The sequence below is a fragment of the Rickettsia australis str. Phillips genome, assembly GCF_000273745.1.
Lineage (GTDB): Bacteria > Pseudomonadota > Alphaproteobacteria > Rickettsiales > Rickettsiaceae > Rickettsia > Rickettsia australis.
This window is the reverse complement of sequence record NZ_AKVZ01000055.1, coordinates 1-1,555: the sequence shown is the minus strand read 5'-3', so window position 1 is coordinate 1,555 and position 1,555 is coordinate 1. Positions and strand designations below refer to the sequence as shown.

Genomic DNA, 1,555 nt, shown 5'->3' with positions numbered 1-1,555 from the left:
ATATCAGTAATTAAACGAGCAGTACTTGGATCGGTACTTCGAAACATAAATTTAGTCGCAAACTGATCAAACAAAGTACTGCCGGCATAATGACCATATTTGTCAAAGAGCTGATTTAAAGACTGAGTTGCTGCCATCACGCAACCACCATATTTTCTACTTTCTGCAAGAAGTGAAGAGAGCGAGTTGAGTCTTCCAAGACTTGCAAGCTCATCAATCACAAACCACATACGTCTTTGCTCATTGATACCTGATTCTATTAGATATGAGACTGCAAGCTCTAAGATGCAGGCAAGTAGCGGTAGAGTCACTTCACGTTGCGACGGGCTACTCGATAAGAAAAGCCAGCTATTACTACCTTTTTCAATATTTTGAAAATAATGCTTTAAAGAAAATTGCTGCTTACTATCTTGCAGTAAACAAATTGGTCTGACCGAGGTCGTCATAACGGACAAAATAGATTCTGCGGTAGTAGTATTGTTTTTGGAAAAATACCTAGCTGCTCTTGTTCCTTGTAGTAAACTTGCTAAATCCTGTCTATTTACTTTAGTAAGTATCTTTTTAAGTGCAGCAATAGTGCGGCAATCTTTTTTGATTAAACTCTCAACACATGAGGTAAATAATATCTCACTACTATTTTGCCAAAACTGATCATTGCCCCCTCCTGTGTTACGTCTATCAAAAGAAAAAAGGACTTTAGCAAATTTCTCAAGTCTTGGATCTACCTCGCCTATTGCTACGTTATTCGAGGTTGCATCTTGCCAAAAATCCCATGAATGAGAACGAGCATCTAATGGATTAAATATGATATCACCTCTACTCGGATCATAATATCGCTCTATCATCTCTCCAGTCTGATCTACTACGATAGCTGGGTGCTTTGCCGTCCTTACTTGGGGCAGTAATGTATTAATTAGATTAGTTTTACCGCTACCAGTACTACCTGTAACTAAGAAATGTCTAGTTTCGGTGTTCTTGATTAAAGGCATGTCACCAATGTAAAACTGACCTATTAAATTATGTTTTTTAAGATATTTTTGTACTTCTGATGCAGTTTTAATTGTGCTGCCGCTGATATGCTTTGTTGCTCTTGCAGTTTTTCCAAACTTACTCCATATCATGAACACTAGAAATACCAGAAAGACTGCACTACCTGCCGCAAGTAACGAGGTGTTGACTATATATCTTTTTAGCATCATATAGGCTTGCTTGTATTTTGGCGTATTTAAGATAGTTACGACTTTAACACTCCTTGATGCCCTATCTATGGACATGTCATATATATCGATCCTTGGCTCACGCTTCTGTGAATCTTCAGATATTTTAGGAGTAATATTCCAAATAAAAGTCTACAAAAGATGCTCGCATATATGTTTTTGCAGCAAATATATTAATTGCTTTGTATTGCGGTAGAGTAAAAAAAATAACTAACAAAGCTGCGATAACAAATGACCAAAATGACGACACTCCAATAACCTGCCTGAACATCCTTACTTTATGGATAAAAATCTGTCCGCCCCTAGTGTAATCATCTAATATTTTAGTACCTTATTTT

Annotated in this window: 1 protein-coding gene; it reads right to left on the bottom strand. The window is 36.9% G+C overall.

Going from position 1 to position 1,555, the window contains the following annotated elements; genetic code table 11:
* A partial coding sequence (locus A452_RS0107510; RefSeq protein ID WP_238533859.1) for a type IV secretion system DNA-binding domain-containing protein occupies window positions 1-1,274 on the bottom strand: 1,274 nt, incomplete at its 3' end.
* Window positions 1,275-1,555 lie beyond the last annotated feature (281 nt).